Here is a 15,475-nt window from a genome sequence, read left to right on the forward strand (position 1 = left end):
ACGGTGCCCGAACCGTCCGCGACCCCGGTCCCTGACTTGGTGCGGCGTGACTTCACCGCCGGGCAGCCGAACCAGAGGTACGTCGGCGATATCACGTATCTGCCGATCGGGGACGGCAGGTTCCTGTACTTGGCGACTGTCCTGGATCTGGGGTCGCGGCGGCTGGCGGGCTGGTCGATCGCCGACCACATGCGCACCGAACTCGTCGTGGACGCCCTGGAGGCCGCGGCCCGCACACGTGGCGGCAGCCTGGACGGCGCGGTCTTCCACAGCGACAACGGCGCGCAGTACTGCAGCCGCGAGTTCGAGGAGGCCTGCCGCCGCCTGCACGTCACCCGTTCCCGGGGCGTGGTCGGCACGAGCGCGGACAACGCCGCGGCCGAGTCCTTCAACGCCACGCTCAAGCGCGAGACGCTGCGGGGCGCTCCCCGGTGGGCCTGCGCCCGTGACGCCCGCCTGACCGTGTTCCGATGGATCACCCGCTACAACACCCGCCGCCGACACTCCGCGCTCGGCCAGATGTCACCGGTCAACTACGAGAAAACCGCAGGTAGCATCGCTACCGCAGCCTGAGAACGGTGTCCACATTCAGGGGCGAACCCCCACCTACAAGGCAAAGCGTCTGCGCCAGATGGAAGCAGATGCGCAGCCTCACCCCGAATACGAGCAGGCGGGCCGTGACCTGGAACTCGGCGATCAGTTGCGTGAGATCCGCAGACGCCGAGGCCTGTCTCAGAAAAGCGTGGCGGAGCGGGCAGGGATGTCCCAGCCTGCGCTATCCCGCATCGAGAGCGGTGGCGGCATTCCAGATATAGCGACGCTTGTGCGTCTCGGTGCGGCAATGGGAGTGCGGTTCCGGGTCGAACTCATTGTCGACGACGACACTACTGAAATCGAGCCCCTAACAGTGCATCATCGACAGGTCGCGAACGTATGACTTGCAGGTAGTTGCCATGACCAATCCCAGCCGCAGGTCAGCGCCTCCACAAGGCATGTTCCCTACCCGACCGGCGAGGTCATATCGCGGGGACTCCTGCCGGATCTGCTCGTACCTCGTGGCGACTCGGGTCTTGTAGCGCTATTTGATCTTCGTGTGATTTCCTGTAAATCAGCGGGCGGAAATCGGTACCCGAACTCAGCTATCTTCGCCGAGCAGTCCGCTGTTCTCCGCGAAGGTCTCCAGGAACGTACGAAAATGGGGCTCGGGCTCGGACTCCGCCCTCTCGCGGATGAGTGCGATAAGTCTGGACTGATCCTCAGCCGGTAACGTGCCGAGCTTATGACTTATCCACTCCATCTGCTTCACGGCATCATCTGGATTTACGACCGTGTCATCACACGATTCCAAGAACCACGTCATGTCCACAACCAGCTCGGCCAGTGTCCGGACCAGCTCATCATCCCTCTGCACTCGGTGATCATGCCTTATGGCGCCCTGATTGAACAATGCGTCTCTGGATGACCCGCGCGCTGGAACGACGGCGGCGACGGAGAATCAGCGGGGTGGAGCATGGTGAAAGTCCGCCCATCCCCCGACTGTGGCGGTGATGTAGTCGGGGGCAACGCCAAAGCACCCGTGATAGTTGCGGTTTCGTCCTCACCGTCCATCTGCGTCGTTCACTTCGAGGAGGCGGGCAAGCTTTTCCTCGTGCGGCCGCCAGTCGAAGCCCTTGCTCTCAGCCCAATCGTCGTCGTGACAGGCCCGCAGGTGGCGTGGGTGTGCGTCGCCGATGAGGGTGACGACTTCGCCCCGGACGCCCTGGGCCCGCATTCTCGTGATGAGCTCCAGTGCTCCCCACAGGTTGGTGCCCGTGGCCGGTCCCACCGAGGACCCGGTCACCTGGCGGACCCGACGTGCGGCGGCGACGCTGGCCGCGTCGCGGACGGGGATGACCAGGTCGACGAGATCGGCGGCGAATCCCGGCTCCATTCGGGGGCGGCCGATGCCCTCGATTCGAGAGGGCATGCCGGTGCCGTAGTCGGGGGCGCCGTATACCCAGCCGGGGAAGTAGGCGGAGTTCTCCGGATCGACCACCGCCAGCTGTCCGGATAAACCGTCGGTTCTGAGGCGACGGCCGAGGGCGGCTGCGGTCGCCCCGGTGCCCGCACCAACCACAATCCAGTGGGGGCACTCAACGACCTGCTCGAACAACTCGTCGGCCAGGCTGCCGCCGCGCCAGCCGACGGTCGCTGCGGATCTGTAGTGGTCCAGATAATGTCCGCCCACATCACGGGCCAGCCTCGCGGCGTGCTCGTAGATCGCCAGTGGAGGGTCCACGTGCAGGCACGTCCCACCAAGCTGTTCGACCCCTTCGCCTGGGGACTTCGTCGGCATGACGGCGATGTACGGCAGGCCGAGCAGACGGGCGAAGTAAGCCTGAGCGATGGCCATGGAGCCGCCGGTGGCATCGACGACGGTGGTGCCGGCCACGATGCGACCTGCGGCGATCGCGTCGGCGAACAGGGCACGGGCCAGCCGATGCTTGAGGCTACCGGTCGGCTGGGTCGATTCGTCCTTGAACCAGAGGCGAACTCCCCAGGACGCCGGCAGAGGGAACTCACAGAGCGGGGTGACACCCGCCCGAGCCTTCTCCTCATCCAACCGGGTGATCGCCTCGGCGGCCCACATACTGATCACGTGGCCAATGTACGTCGCAGGTAGCGGCAATCATGTCTGCGATCTCGTGCCAGATGCGTGCCGGAACGAACGAGGAACCACGGTCACTCGCGGGGATTCACTGTCACCGGCCTCCCTCTGCGCTACACCTTCGTTCCCAGGTCGGGACCTCACGATCAACCTTCGTCATGCGCGACGCGGTCCGATGTGGGGCCGATCCAGAACGCCGCTCGTCGCGGCCCCCTTCAGACCTTCATGACGATGACGAGTCCGCCACACATGGCGGCCAGGTCGTCAGGGTCGGAAGTGAGAACCGTCACGGGAGCAGGGGCTGCGAGAGCAGTGGCGCAGAGCATGGCATCGATGGCGTGCTTGTGTCCGTGCAGGCCTGCGTCAGACAGAAGTTTGGCGGAGTGGCGGGCGATCGGTTCGGTGACCGGTTCCACGACGAGGCGCGACAGTATCCACTCCAGGGCCGGCCGGTTGACGCGGGGGTGAACCACCTCGACGAGGGTGGCGGCGGAGGTGATCACGCGAAGGTCGTCGGCACGGGCGAGGGCGAGCCATGCCGTAACGGCACGATCACGCAGGACCGCCTTGGCCAGCCCCTCGCTGTCGAGCACCAGGGTGCCGCCGGGGGTGGCGGGAGAACGGGTCATGCGGCGCCCGCCGCGCCAGGAGGCTGTTCATGCCGAGCCTGGTGGAGTTGGTCACGCAGGGCTTGAACCTCGTCGTCGGTGATGGGGCCATGCTCGGCTTCAGCGACCTGGATGAGTTCACTGAGGTTGTCACGCTCGATCTGGCGGGCGACGGCAGCCGCGACGTAGGCAGACAGTCCAGAGGGGCCACTTCGTGACCTGGCGGCCTCCGCGATGTCGCGTGGCATAGTGATCGAATACTTGCCAGTAGGCTCACTCATGCCCTTTATCCTACCTCTTATCCTCCGGGCTTCGTGAGTATTCGCTCACCGACGAGCGAGATCCGAGAGCTTTGTGTGCGGGCCGCATCGAAGATGGAAATAAAGCGATCTACATTGGGCGGCGATTCTCGACCAGCCACTCTGCGCGGTTCCACCTGATGCCGACCGCCCCACCGGTTTAAGCACGGTGTCGGATCATCAGTCTGGACCAGACAGAACATTCGGTGCCCGAACATCATCGCCGACAGCGCATTCCTGGCGACTATGTCGAGCGTCGCCCGAGCGACCTCGCGATGACGCGTCGCGAACCTGTCGTAGCCGACAAGCACCAGCACCAGCCCGGTCGGCCGCGTAACTGCGCTCGGGCTCCATGACGATCGCCAAAGGCTCTGCTCATCAGTTCGGTCGACAGAAGCTGAGGGCCCGTCCTTCGACCCTCTCCACTTGAGCGGTCGCCGCTACCGCCAGCACAGTGGCGGGAACACTACCGCGGCCCGTGCCAGCCGTATGGCCCTCGAACCGGGACAAGCCGAGGCAAAGCCCTGACCCGCTGTTGCGCATGGATGAAGCTCACCATCGAGTGCCGGCCCGCCGGTTCCCTGTCGATCTCCGAGGCCGGGCGGCGGAGTCGGTTGTGCTTTCCGTCGGCTCGTCTCGGTCGGCCGTGGTCAACGGCCGTGCCTGCCGAATCCTCACATGGACGTCGCTGCCGATCGGGGGAAACTCCGTCGCGAGGACGTCGCCGGGGTGCAGGCAGGTCAGCGGGCCCGTAGAGGTGTCGACGTCGACGCGCGTGACGACGCCGAGTGCGACCGTCCGGCGCAGTGTTCCGATCACCGGCCGTACATCGTCGGTTGGGTCCCCGGGGGTGTCCGCTGAGGTGAGGACGAGTTGGGTGTGCTCGGGTCGCGCCACGAGGGTGTGGGGTCCGCCGGTGAGAGCCGGTGGAAGGAGGTTGGTGTAGCCGAGCAGTCGGGCGGTGTCGGTGTCGCCGGGGCGGTCCAGTATCTCGGCGGTCGGGCCGTGCTGGCGGATTCGGCCGTCGATCAGCAGCGCGGTGTCCTCGGCCAGTGCGAGGGCCTCGTGCCGGTCGTGGGTGACCAGGATCGTGGCGGTGGGCCGGCCGGTCAGCGCGGCGCGCAGGTCGGCCAGCAGGTCGGCGCGCGTGGTGCTGTCCAAGCCGCTGAACGGCTCGTCGAGCAGCAGCACCTGGGGGGCGACCGCCAGCGCGCGGGTGATGCTGACCCGCTGGGCCTCGCCTATGGACAGGCTGCGGGCGTCCCGGTCGACTAGGGACTCCAGGCCTAGCGCTTCGATCCACGGCCATGCGCGGGCGCGAGCCTCGCGGCGGGTCATGCCGCGAAAACGCAGCCCGCTGATCACGTTGGCGGCCACGGTGCCGCGGCGCATGATCGGGCGTTGCAGTACCGCCACGACCGCGTCGCGCATCTGGGGCCGCGTCGCGGGGTGGCCATTGAGCCGGATCTCCCCGCTGACGCGGTGGGTGCTGAGCATGCCCAGTGCGCGCAGCAGGGTGGACTTGCCGGCGCCGTTGGGGCCCAGGACAGCCAGTGTGCGTCCTGACGCGACGTGCAGTTCAGGCACGCTGAGCAGTTCCCGGCGGCCGGCGTGTACGCGCAGGCCTCGGCATCCGATCCCGGCGTCGTTCACCGCAGCACCGGCTGCCGCTGTTGGATCAGGGTCAGCGACAGGTTCACGGCGAACGCGATCAGCAGCAGGATCAGGCCGAACGCGATCGCGAGCGAGAACTGGCCACGGCTGGTGGCCAATACCGCAGCGGTGGTCAGCACGCGGGTCTGTCCGGCCAGGTTCCCTCCGACCATCTGGGCGGCCCCGACTTCACTCACCACCGCACCGAACGCGGCCATCGCCGCGGCCAGCAGCGGCAACCTGGCTTCGCCCAGCAGCGCCGCGAGCGCGCGGATCGGGGTCGCTCCGAGAGCTCGCATCTGGACGCGGAAGTCGGGGTCGACCTGTTGCAGGGCGGCGGCGACCAGCGCTACGACGATCGGGGTGGCGATCGCGGCCTGGGCGATGACCATCGCGGTCGGGGTGTAGAGCAGCCCTAGTCCGCCTACCGGGCCGCTGCGCCACAGCAGCACGGTGACGAAGAGGCCGACCACCACCGGGGGCAGGCCCATCCCTGTGTTCACTGCCGCCAGGGCGATTCGCCGGCCCGGGAAGCGGGCCAGCGCTACGGTCGCGCCCAGCGGCAGGCCGATCAGCAGGGCGATCGCGGTCGCGGTCAACGAGACGCGCAGGGTCAGCGCGGTGATCGACCAGCTGTCCTGGTCGCCGGTGAGCAGCAGCCTGATCGCGTCCACCAGCCCGTTGAACAGCACGTCCATCGATTCACCTCCGCGCCGGGCTCACTGGCCCAGGGTCGCCTCGTCCTTGCCGGCGTCCGGGATGAACAACGGCTGGCCGAACTTCGCCCGCCCGAACTCACCGATGAGCTGCTGCGCCGACGGGCCGACGATCCAGTCGGCGAAGGCCTTCGCGCCGTCGGGCCGCACCAGGTCGCCTGCCTTCTTCGTCATCTCGATGACGTGGTAGACGTTCAGCAGGCCCGGATCGCCCTCGCTGAGCACGTCAAGCGCCAGGGTGCCGCGCTGCGCGAGATAGGTGGCCCGGTCGGACAGGGTGTAACCGGCCTTCTCGCTGGCGACCCGCAGTGTCTCGCCCATGCCCTGCCCGGTGGACTGGTACCAGGATCCGTCCGGGGTCACCCCGGCCTTGGACCAGAGGCCCTTCTCCTTGGCATGCGTGCCCGACTCGTCGCCCCGGGAGATGAACACGGCCTCCGCGGCTGCGATCTTCTTCATCGCTTCCGCGCTGCTCGTGCCCTGTACTTCGGCCGGGTCGGCCTTGGGACCGATGAGGACGAAGTCGTTGTGCATCACCAGCCGCCGCGAGCCGACGCTGCCCTCGGCCACGAACTCCGTCTCAGCCGCGGGGGAATGCACCAGCAGCGCGTCGGCCTCCCCGCGACGTCCCAGCTCAATGGCCTGCCCACTACCGACCGCCAAGGTCTTGACCTGCCAGCCGCTGTCGCGGGTGAAGACCGGCAACAGCTCGTCGAGCAGGCCGCTGTCCTGGGTGCTGGTCGTGGTGGCCAGGATCAGTGACTTCTCCACCGTGGGCTTCGACGCCGTTCCGCCGGAGGTCGCGGCGGTCCCACACCCCGCCAGCAAGACCGCTGCGGCCCACGCGAAAACAACGGTCAGCGTTCTACGCATTACTGTGGCCCCTTCTGCGGTACTTCAGAGTAGTGCAAGAATAAAAGTATGCAGTATGCAAGCGTGACCCGATATAGGGAGATCTGCGCCGACCTCGCCCATCGGATCAGTGCGGGAACCCTGCACCCCGGTGACGAGCTGCCGGGGGTCCGCGATCTCGCCCAGCAGTGGCACACCACCGCCTCTACGGTCAGCCGGGCGCAACGCGTGCTGGCCGACGCTGGAGTGCTCGAGTTGACCGACCGCCGCCGTGCACGCGTGGCCCCCGGCGCCGCGCTCGCGGCCCGGCGGTTCCTGCACGCCGACTCGGTTTTCACTCTCACGGGCAGCGACGATCCCGCCCTCGGCCTCGTCACCGGCGCGCTCGACGGCAAGCTGAGAGTCGTCGTCGGCGAGGGCAGCGTCGCCGGCCTCGGCGCGGTGCGCCAGGGTCGCGCCGACGGCGCCGCGATCCATCTGCTGCACCACACCGGGATCTACAACGCGCCTTTCGCGCTCGGCATGCTGCGTGGCCTCGATCCGCACCTGATCCACCTCTGGCGGCGCGAGCAGGGGCTGATCGTGCTGCCGGGCAACCCCCTGGGCATCACCGGCGTCGCCGATCTCGCAGGGCGACGGGTCTCCACGCGGCGCCCGGGTAGCGGGACCCGAATCCTTCTGGACCGGCTGCTCCTCGCCGCCGGTCACGACCCGGACGCCCTTCGAGGACCAGAGGTCGGCACCCATCTCGAGGTCGCCGTGGCCGTCGCCACCGGCACCGTCGACGCCGGCCTCGGGGTCCGCTCGGCCGCGAGCGACATGGACCTCGAGTTCATCCCCCTGACCTGGGAAGATTTCGACATCGGGCTGGCCGGCAATGCTCTCGGCCAGGCTGCTCAACTCATCGCCGCACTGCACACGCCGACCTTGCGCGACAGGATCTCCGCACTGGGCGGGTACGACACCTCCAAGTCCGGCGACGTCACGAAGCTCTCCGACGCGACGGGTCAAGAACGACGTACCACCCGATAGGCCAGGCTGACTGGATATAGCTGGTTATTCCACCGACGATCGCCCGTTGCGGAGTTGCTCGGGAAGTACCTTCCGCAGTCCCCACAGCAGCGGTTGTCCGGAGGTCGAATCCGTTGCGGTGATCACCAATTGGTCACCAGCGCGCCGCGTCCACCATGTGGCTTTCCGATGCCTTGGACGCCTATCCCCGGACTCTCGGGAGTCACCTTCTGGAATGTGGTCACTGGATCCAGCAGGAACGGCCCGACGAGGTCAACCGCCTGCTCGTGGAATTCCTCGACGGCCTCTGACGGGGTGCGAAACTTGCGATATGTCTACGCTGAGCCCCGGTTCCTCGGGAGAACTGACCGATCCCGACGGTGGCGTCTGGCAGGTGCGGAGGCGGAAGCTTGACCCCAGGACCGTCCGGAGCATGATGCGCCACCGCGATCTCCAGGTGCTGCTGGGTGAGTCCGGCGGCATCGTGCTGACGGTCCCACTGCGGCCGTGCATCAGACCAAGCCGATCCGGTAGGCCAGGACGACCGCCTGGACTCGGTCACGCAGGTCGAGCTTGGTCAGGATTCGGGACACGTAGGTCTTCACCGTCTCCGGGGTGATGAAGAGCTGGGCCGCGATCTCGGCGTTGGACAGCCCGGCTGCGAGCTGCCGGAGGACCTCCAGCTCGCGAGGTGTCAAAACGTCCACCACGTGGTTCCCGGGAGCGGGGCGGAGGCGTTCGGCGTAGTGGCCGATGAGGGTGCGGGTGACGGCGGGGGCCAGCAGGGAGTCGCCTGCCGCGATCGTCCGGACGCCGTTGATCAGTTCGGATGGGTGCGCGTCCTTCAGCAGGAAACCGCTGGCGCCCGCGCGGAGGGCCTCGTAGACGTACTCGTCGACGTTGAACGTGGTGACCACCAGGATCTTCGCGGGGTTCGCGGTGCCGGGGCCGGCCAGACGCCGGGTGGCCTCGATGCCGTCCACCACCGGCATGCGGATGTCCATCACGATCACGTCGGGGTTCAGGTGCGATGCGGCCTCCACCGCCGCGCGTCCGTCGGCCGCCTCGCCGACGACCTCCATGTCCGGCTGGGCGTCGAAGATGGTGACGTATCCGGCGCGTACCAGCGCCTGATCTTCGCAGACGAGCACCCGGATCATGTGTCGCTCCTGGACGGGATCAGCGCGCGGACGCTGAACCCGCCTTCGGGCCGCGGTCCGGCGATCAGCTCACCATTGAGCATGCGCACCCGCTCACGCAAACCGGCCAGGCCTCGGCCGCCCGGCGCGGTGGCGGGAGTGGTGGACGAGCCCTCGGTGGTCACCTCGATCTCGATGTGGGTGTCGCCGTGCCTCACCAGCACCGCGGTCGGGTGTCCCGTCGCGTGCTTGAGCGCGTTGGTGAGTGCCTCCTGGACGACTCGGTAGACGGCCAGCTCCACGTCGACGCTCTGCGCGAGGGGAGCGCCGAGTTCGGTCCACTCGACGGGCTGGCCGGATAACCGGGCCTGTTCCACCAGGTCGCTCACCTTGCCCAGGGCCGGTGTGCGGTCGGCCGCCGCCGGGTCGCCGGTGGCTTCCAGCACGCCGAGCAGGGAGCGCAGCTCCGTCAGCGCACGGCGGCCCGTTCCGCTGATCGCCGTGAGTGAGTCTCCGGCTCGGTCTGGCGCGCTATCCATGAGGTACTGCGCGGCGTCGGCCTGGACCACCATCGCGGTCACGTGGTGGGTGACCACGTCGTGGAGTTCGCGGGCGATCCTGGCCCGTTCGGCGGCCACGGCCACCTGTGCCGAAAGCCGTCGCCGCTCGGCCTCGTCGGCCCGCCATCGGCGCACCAGGGCTCCGGCCGCCCAGCTCGCCATCAGGACCAGGGAGAACGCCAGGAAGTCGGGGATCTGGCGGGGGGAGCCCAGCACGTACAGGACGATCGCCAGGATGATGTAGCCCGTGGCCGCCGCGATCTGGGTGGTCCGGCGCAGGCGCACCTGATGGGCGCCGGCGGCGTACAGCGCCAGGTAGATGCCTACGGTGCCGAACGTCGGCGGGTAGGACAGTGTCTGGTGCAGCGCGAAGGCCATACCGACGATCGCCAGGCACGCGGCGGGCCGGCGGGTGCGCAGTGCCAGCGGGAGGGTCAGGGCCAAGGTCAGTGTCACGGCCAGGGCGTCGGACGGGTGCTTGGGCAGGTCGCCGATTTCGGCTCCGATGCCCGACACGGTCGGCACGAAGGCCAGCAGCGTGAGGACCGCAGCGAGCAGAGTGTCCCTTCTGAGTGACACGCGACGAGCCTAACGACGGACCAGGCGGGCGCGGACCAGCATCGCCGCCGCGATCAGCACGCTCACGACGACCGGGACGACGGAGGCCTCCAGCCCGAACGCTCCGCCGGTCAGCCACTCCGGGCCGGAGACGTGCGTGGTCAGCACTCCTTCGGACGGGTGGCCGGAGACGGGGATGCCCAGCAGCGCCACGGTGACGTTCCAGGTGAAATGGAGCCCGATCACGAACCAGATGCTGCGCCGCCACAGGAAGGCCGCTCCCAGCAGGACGCCCGCCTCGACGGCGATGGCCAGCGAACTCCACAAGGTGGCGCCCGGGTTGGCCAGGTGGAGAGCGCCGAACAGCAGCGCGGTGATCGCCAGCGCGGCCCGGCTGCCGAGCAGGCCCTCCAGCGCCTGCAGCGCGAGGCCGCGGAAGAGGAGTTCCTCGGTGACCGCCGCGCCGATCGAGACCGCGGCCAACGGCAGCACCGCCGACAGGCCCTGGGACCAGGTGAACGAGTAGCCGCCGAAAACGGTGATCACCAGGACCGAGAGGAGGACGAACCCCAGGCCGATCGCGCCGCCGGATAACGCCTCCCGACCGGCTCCCCGTGTGGCCAGTTCGGGCATGGGGCGCCGGGCGACGAAACGCATGACCGTCCAGTAGACGGCCAGTGCGGCCGCCGCCGCCACGACGGCGAGGAACGCTCCGCCCGAGGCCAGTGCCGACACCCCGCCGACGCCGATCAGCCCGGCCGGGAGCCAGATGAGGGGAGAACGGGAGCGCTGTGTCGTGTTCATCGAAGCCTCCGGTGACCTGCGCCGCATCGGTGCGGCGACTCGTCGGCAACGCTACGAACGCGGCCCCGGGTGACGGATCCCCGGCAGGCGAACACTTCGGGTAGCTCTCACGGGGGATGCGCCCGGCCTGTTCAGGAGCCGTCGCGGGCCGCGATGGCCAGGGCGATGAACTCGCGGAACCGGGTGAACTCCTCCTGGTTCATCTTCAGGCCCACCCCGCCGATGACCTGGTTGTCGCCCCGCCTGGCGCCGAGCCGGACCTTGAACGCGTCACCGCGCGGCTGGACGTCCACTCCAAGAAACGCCACGTGATAGCGGCTGCTCTCGGACAGATCCCGGTGGAAGATCTCAAGGGTCCTGCCGTCCTGCACCAGGATGTAATCGCCGAGGTGGAACTCCGCTGCCATGGCTCCCGCTTCGAGACCTGTAGAGAACAATGTCCGCAACTGTCCCATACCAGCGCGCGGGCTCACTACGGGGTGCACGCGGCGAGCAGCAGGCGTTCGGCCTCGTCCAGATAGGTCGCGAGCAGGGCTTCGGCCTCGGCGTTCCGGCCGGACTCCAGCAGGGTCAGCAGTTCGCGGTTGCGCGGCAGGAAGGGCGCGTGCAGCTCGCGGGGGTTCATGGCGTGGAACACCAGACGGAGTTCGGCCAGGGCCTGGGCCATCATCGCGTCCACCCGCCGGCTCCCGTTGAGCGAGGCGATGAGCTGGTGAAAGCGCAGGTCGGCGGTGCCGACGTCGAGCCAGCGGCCTTCGGCGGCGGCCTTCTCGGCATCGGAGACCGCGCCCCTGAGGGCGGTCAGGGAGATGGGGTCCTTGTACGACCTTCGCACCGCCGCGCCCTCGATCATGCGGCGGACCTGGTAGATGTCGGAGACGTCGGCCGGGGACAGCACGCGCACGTAGACGCCCCGGTTGAGCCGGTGTTCCAGCAGCCGCTCCTGGCTGAGCAGGCTGAACGCCTCCCGCAGGGTGTTGCGGGAGACTTCCAGCTCGGCGGTCAGTTCGTCTTCGGCCAGACGGCTGCCGGGCAGCAGGCCACCTTGGGTGACCCGCTGCCGGAGGATCGCCGCCGCCCATTCGGCCGTGCTGCTGCGGACCCGGAACGGGCGGGTCTCCCCATATGCGTCCGAGGAGCCTGGTTCACTCACGGTTGGCAGACAATCATCTACTTGCCGGTGGCGTCCACGGCGTCGGGGTTGCCGGGGGCGTAGACCGTGATGCCGTCCGGCAGCGCCCCGATCTTGTCGATCTCCACGCAGGCCGGGCAGGCCTCGTAGCCCTCCTGGCGGGCGCGGTTGGCGTCCGCCTGGGCCTCGGCGCCGGTCACCAGGGCCCGGCCGTCGATCTTGGCCTGCTCGGCCCTGGCCTCGGCCTGGCGGATGTCCGCCTGCGCGCCCTGGGCGTTGGTGATGCTCTGCTGGACCTCGGTGGGCAGGGTGATCCGGACCAGGTTGAACCGGAATCCGGTGAGGTAGGGGCCGCCCAGCATGGCTTGGATCTCCCGCTCCAGGCTGGCGTTGACCCCCGACTGCACGCGGGCCAGGTTCGCCAGGCCGGCGCTCGGCTCGGGGATCTCGGCGCCGTTGAGGAAGGCGCAGGTGGGCACCAGCTCCGCGCAGCGCATGGCCCCGATCTGCACGCGCATCGTGTTGTAGATGACAGGGCGGACCGCCTGGCTGAAGAAGGCGCTCCAGCCTTCGTCGCCGTCCCAGGCGTAGAGCATCTCGCCGTCGTCGCCGATGTAGGTACGGGTTCCGTACCGGTCGTCGAAGGCTTCGAGGGTCGGGTGATCGAGGTTGAGCGTGAAGTAGAACGTGCCCTCCACACCCACGTTGACCCCGTCACCGCTGGGCACGACGACCTCGTCCACCCCGAGAGTGGTGGCCCGTTTGGGGTCCGAGGTGATCGTGTAGATCCGCTGCTGCGCCGGGTAGGTGTGCGCGGTGGACCAGAACCCCGTCCAGCTGGGTCCGGTGGCCGGGTTGAGGACCTGACGGATACCGCTCTCGTCGAGCGGACCGCCGTCCCGGACGACGGCGATGACTCCCGCGTCCGTCTGCGTGAACCCGGTCGTGTACGTGATCAGCGCGAGCCCGGTCAGGGCGGCTAGTAAGACACCGATCAAGGTTTTGGACATATGTTCAATGTAAGGATTGTTGAACGATTTGATAAGAGGAAACTTGAAAGATATGCGTCAGTGCGGGAACGCCCGGGGCGGGCGTGAGGTGATCTCCGCCTGGAAGCTCCAGATGATCGTGCTGATCTGACGCATGAGGACGGTGTCCTCAAGCCGGTCCAGATAGAGCGAGCGACGGGCGAGCCCCCCGGCGTCGACGGCGAAGTAGACGGCCATGAGGGGGTTGATGAACAGCTCGCTGCCCCTGGTGCGAGTGGTGAACTGGGCGTCGCCGAACTGCCCGTTCAGCGCGGCCGCGATCGAGCCGTTGACGATGCTCGGATGCACTGAGGTCTCGGCCTGGGCGTAGGCGACCGCGTCCAGATAGAGCTCGGCCGCCCTGCTGGAACGGGGAATGGAGAAAGCGCCCAGATAAGCCCCGTCGCGGTCCAGCGCCGCCAGATTCTCCAGCACCTGAACGTGGTTCACCCCGTGGTAGGCGTCGATGCCGAACCCCAGGCAGACGACCAGCTTCTCCGCCACGTCGAGCCCGTGCACGGCCGCCAGGCTGGCCATGTCCTCCTCCGGGGTGCCCAGCCCCGTCTCGTCACCGCGCAGCAGGATGTCGGTCCCGCCGTCGACCAGGACGACGGCATCGATGTCCAGGCGTTCCACCAGCGCCTGATAGGCCGCTCGTAGTGGGCTTACCCCGACCTTGGGGAACGCGTAGACGGTGGAAGGCAGGTCGTGGGCTTCGAGCCAGCGGGCGAGTGACCGTTCGGGGAAATACGCGTCTCGGCTGACCGTCTCCGGACCGATCGCGGCCACGTCCTGATCCAGCCACACCTCGAGATCCAGCCCTTCTAACCGGCTGAAGGACAAATTGGCCAAGTAGACCTGCTTGCCCGCGTCCCACAATTCCACGGCGAGCGGGAGCCCGGCGAACACATCGAATCCCCCGCCCGCTCCGGCCACCAGAATCCGGTGCGCCTGTTTGAGCCGGGTGAACAGCGGAGGCTCGTGCAACGAGAACATCCCGGGAAACTACCAGGAGGAATTCGGGAGAATGCCCGGTCTGAATCCCGGATCCAGCAAAACGGTAGGGAATGCCGGGTGGGGTACGACGGTTGGTCGTTGACATGACAACTGTTGGATTCATCGGAAGCGGGCACATCGGCGGCACCGTCGCCCGGCTCGCCGTCGCGGCCGGTTACGACGTGGTGCTGAGCAACTCGCGCGGCCCGGAGACGCTGAAGGAACTGGTCGACGAGCTCGGGCCGAAGGCGAGCGCGGGGACCTCCGCCGAAGCCGCCGCAGCCGGTGACCTGGTGATCGTCAGCGTTCCGCTCGGGGTCTACCGCGACGTTCCGGTGGAGCCCCTCGCCGGTAAGACCGTCCTGGACACCAACAACTACTACACGCAGCGCGACGGGGCCATCCCCGAGCTCGACGCCGACTCGACCACGTCCAGCGAGCTGCTGCAGCGGCACCTGCCGACGTCCAAGGTCGTCAAGGCCTTCAACAACATCTACTTCGTCCATCTCCAGGCGCTGGCCCGGCCCGCCGGGGCGGCCGACCGCAGCGTTCTGGCGATCTCGGGCGATGACGCCGGCGCGAAGGGAGAGGCGGCCGCGTTCCTCGAGCGGATCGGCTACGACGCCCTCGACGCGGGCACGCTCGCGGACGGGTGGCGCTTCCAGCCGGGGACTCCCGCGTACGGCGGTCTCTACGCCGGGGAGAACGAGAACTTCTGGGAGTCGCCGGGCGTGCCCGTCGGCGCCTCAGCGCTCCAGGCGAAGCTGGACGCCGCCCAGCGTTGAACGCCCGGCATCAAGGCCCGGGTCACCGGCTTGGGCCTTGGTGTCAGCCGACGAGTCGTCTGCGCCAGTCCAGCGGGGTGATCGTGATGGCCTGGCCGGGGTCACCGTTCCAGGCCGCCGGCAGGCCCGCCTCCGCGAGCGCCGCCACGACCTCCCGGCCGATGGACGCCGTCGGCGAACCGTCGAAGCCGCCGTACAGGAGGGTCAGGCCGTGCCCGTCGGCGGCCGCGTCGGTGCACTGGGAGTGGAAGTAGACGAAGCCGCGGGCGTCCGGGGAGCCTGCCGCGCCGATTTCCGCCTGGCCGCATGAACGGCAGCAGGTGAAGTTCTCCTGGGCCGTGATGCCGGCCGCTTCCAGTGCCTGGAAGGCGCGGGTGAGCCGGTCCGGGTCCGTTTCGCCGCTCCAAGCGGCCTGTTCCGCTGCCCGTTCCGTCCACATCTGATCGGCCAGTCGCCGGGCCTGTGCAGGTGAGACCGGCCGGTGGTCACCGGAGACGAGGTAGTCCTCCGCGATCTCCGCCAGTTCCCGCCGCGTGACGTAGCCGCCGATCAGGGACTTGCGGACGCGCGCTTCGAGCAGGTCGCGATCCTCGTCGCCGAGGTCGAGCGGGGGGATCACGGAGATCACATCCATGGAGAGCACAGTGCCACACAGCTTCGTTTGACGGTCGGGGAGATGCAGCGGAT

18 protein-coding genes and 1 pseudogene are annotated in these 15,475 nt (G+C 68.2%); 5 read left to right on the forward strand and 14 right to left on the reverse strand.

Annotated elements, in window-relative coordinates:
* Positions 1-573, forward strand: a 573-nt coding sequence (locus tag AW272_RS37405) for an IS3 family transposase (protein WP_157519224.1), incomplete at its 5' end; no start/stop codon positions are given.
* Positions 574-631: 58 nt separating this feature from the next.
* Positions 632-937, forward strand: coding sequence for a helix-turn-helix domain-containing protein (locus tag AW272_RS41455; protein WP_083959105.1), 306 nt, complete (start codon positions 632-634; stop codon positions 935-937).
* Positions 938-1,135: 198 nt separating this feature from the next.
* Here the strand turns inward: AW272_RS41455 and AW272_RS37410 are convergent, their stop codons facing one another.
* From AW272_RS37410 to AW272_RS37420, 3 genes are all read right to left on the reverse strand, one after another.
* The gene (locus tag AW272_RS37410) at positions 1,136-1,411 is read right to left on the reverse strand and encodes a hypothetical protein (RefSeq protein ID WP_083959106.1); all 276 of its coding nucleotides are present in this window, start codon (positions 1,409-1,411) and stop codon (positions 1,136-1,138) included.
* A 186-nt stretch (positions 1,412-1,597) separates the two neighbouring features.
* The gene (locus AW272_RS37415; RefSeq protein ID WP_066375228.1) at positions 1,598-2,629 is read right to left on the reverse strand and encodes a pyridoxal-phosphate dependent enzyme; all 1,032 of its coding nucleotides are present in this window, start codon (positions 2,627-2,629) and stop codon (positions 1,598-1,600) included.
* A gap of 233 nt (positions 2,630-2,862) precedes the next feature.
* Entirely contained in the window at positions 2,863-3,276 is a 414-nt protein-coding gene (locus AW272_RS37420; RefSeq protein ID WP_066375231.1) for a type II toxin-antitoxin system VapC family toxin, read from the reverse strand.
* Positions 3,277-3,305: 29 nt separating this feature from the next.
* On the opposite strand from AW272_RS37420, the gene AW272_RS43895 reads away from it, so the two are divergent.
* Positions 3,306-3,473, forward strand: a complete 168-nt coding sequence (locus AW272_RS43895; RefSeq protein ID WP_174551890.1) for a hypothetical protein — start codon at positions 3,306-3,308, stop codon at positions 3,471-3,473.
* A gap of 633 nt (positions 3,474-4,106) precedes the next feature.
* On the opposite strand, the pseudogene AW272_RS37425 reads toward AW272_RS43895, so the two are convergent.
* From AW272_RS37425 to AW272_RS37435, 3 genes and pseudogenes are all read right to left on the reverse strand, one after another.
* Positions 4,107-5,165, reverse strand: a pseudogene (locus AW272_RS37425) (ABC transporter ATP-binding protein); the annotation flags it as partial.
* Between the two features lie 38 nt (positions 5,166-5,203).
* On the reverse strand, positions 5,204-5,905 hold the full coding sequence (locus AW272_RS37430; RefSeq protein WP_066375237.1) for an ABC transporter permease: 702 nt from the start codon (positions 5,903-5,905) through the stop codon (positions 5,204-5,206).
* A 21-nt stretch (positions 5,906-5,926) separates the two neighbouring features.
* Positions 5,927-6,796, reverse strand: a complete 870-nt coding sequence (locus AW272_RS37435; RefSeq protein WP_066375242.1) for an ABC transporter substrate-binding protein — start codon at positions 6,794-6,796, stop codon at positions 5,927-5,929.
* A gap of 63 nt (positions 6,797-6,859) precedes the next feature.
* On the opposite strand from AW272_RS37435, the gene AW272_RS37440 reads away from it, so the two are divergent.
* Positions 6,860-7,807, forward strand: coding sequence for a GntR family transcriptional regulator (locus AW272_RS37440; RefSeq protein ID WP_066375243.1), 948 nt, complete (start codon positions 6,860-6,862; stop codon positions 7,805-7,807).
* Positions 7,808-8,298: 491 nt separating this feature from the next.
* On the opposite strand, the gene AW272_RS37445 is transcribed toward AW272_RS37440, so the two are convergent.
* The 7 genes from AW272_RS37445 to AW272_RS37475 form a co-directional block, all read right to left on the reverse strand.
* Positions 8,299-8,946, reverse strand: a complete 648-nt coding sequence (locus AW272_RS37445; RefSeq protein WP_066375244.1) for a response regulator — start codon at positions 8,944-8,946, stop codon at positions 8,299-8,301.
* A complete protein-coding gene (locus AW272_RS37450; RefSeq protein WP_218011196.1) occupies positions 8,943-10,064 on the reverse strand; it encodes a sensor histidine kinase in 1,122 nt (373 codons plus the stop codon). Before AW272_RS37450 ends, AW272_RS37445 begins: the two co-directional genes overlap by 4 nt.
* Before the next feature lie 9 nt (positions 10,065-10,073).
* Positions 10,074-10,847: a CPBP family intramembrane glutamic endopeptidase gene (locus AW272_RS37455; RefSeq protein ID WP_218011197.1), complete on the reverse strand. Its 774-nt coding sequence runs from the start codon at positions 10,845-10,847 to the stop codon at positions 10,074-10,076.
* 131 nt (positions 10,848-10,978) lie between these two features.
* Positions 10,979-11,254: a hypothetical protein gene (locus tag AW272_RS37460; protein ID WP_066375246.1), complete on the reverse strand. Its 276-nt coding sequence runs from the start codon at positions 11,252-11,254 to the stop codon at positions 10,979-10,981.
* A gap of 65 nt (positions 11,255-11,319) precedes the next feature.
* Positions 11,320-12,000, reverse strand: coding sequence for a GntR family transcriptional regulator (locus tag AW272_RS37465; RefSeq protein WP_066375251.1), 681 nt, complete (start codon positions 11,998-12,000; stop codon positions 11,320-11,322).
* Between the two features lie 17 nt (positions 12,001-12,017).
* Positions 12,018-12,989: an SPFH domain-containing protein gene (locus AW272_RS37470; RefSeq protein ID WP_066375254.1), complete on the reverse strand. Its 972-nt coding sequence runs from the start codon at positions 12,987-12,989 to the stop codon at positions 12,018-12,020.
* A 57-nt stretch (positions 12,990-13,046) separates the two neighbouring features.
* Positions 13,047-14,003: a DUF1152 domain-containing protein gene (locus AW272_RS37475; protein WP_066375256.1), complete on the reverse strand. Its 957-nt coding sequence runs from the start codon at positions 14,001-14,003 to the stop codon at positions 13,047-13,049.
* Between the two features lie 104 nt (positions 14,004-14,107).
* Here AW272_RS37475 and AW272_RS37480 point away from each other — a divergent pair, with 104 nt between their 5' ends.
* Entirely contained in the window at positions 14,108-14,788 is a 681-nt protein-coding gene (locus AW272_RS37480; protein WP_066375257.1) for an NADPH-dependent F420 reductase, read from the forward strand.
* A 43-nt stretch (positions 14,789-14,831) separates the two neighbouring features.
* Here AW272_RS37480 and AW272_RS37485 read toward each other — a convergent pair whose 3' ends face one another.
* Positions 14,832-15,422: a DUF6891 domain-containing protein gene (locus tag AW272_RS37485; protein ID WP_218011198.1), complete on the reverse strand. Its 591-nt coding sequence runs from the start codon at positions 15,420-15,422 to the stop codon at positions 14,832-14,834.
* Between the last annotated feature and the right edge of the window lie 53 nt (positions 15,423-15,475).

Source organism: Herbidospora mongoliensis, from assembly GCF_001570545.1.
GTDB lineage: Bacteria > Actinomycetota > Actinomycetes > Streptosporangiales > Streptosporangiaceae > Herbidospora > Herbidospora mongoliensis.